Annotated in this window: 1 pseudogene; it reads left to right on the top strand. The window is 45.8% G+C overall.

The features are described from left to right. Nucleotides 1–26 precede the first annotated feature (26 nt). Nucleotides 27–367, top strand: a pseudogene (locus ACNKXV_RS13525) (hypothetical protein); the annotation flags it as partial.

Here is a 367-nt window from a genome sequence, read left to right as displayed (position 1 = left end):
AGAAAAAGCATTGGATACTACTCTCATTGACCGCGTTGATTGGGCTTTTTTCCTCCGGAAAGTCTGATCCCTTCGTTGCCAATGAAGATCCTTTGGAGAGCAAAGATGACCAACATCAACTCCATTGGGTAGACAGTGTCTTCAAGGCGATGACTTTTGAAGAGCGAATTGGACAACTTTTTATGGTTGCTGCCTACTCCAATAAGGACCAGAGGCATGTGGATGAAATCAGCAAATTGGTCAAGGAGGAAAATCTGGGAGGACTGATTTTTTTTCAGGGTGGTCCAAACCGTCAAGCCAGATTGACCAATTACTATCAGGCACAAGCCAAGACTCCCCTCATGATTGCCATGGATGCCGAATGGGG

The organism is Christiangramia aquimixticola, from assembly GCF_048285835.1.
GTDB classification, from domain to species: Bacteria; Bacteroidota; Bacteroidia; order Flavobacteriales; family Flavobacteriaceae; genus Christiangramia; species Christiangramia aquimixticola.
This window is presented reverse-complemented; position numbering and strand designations above follow the sequence as displayed.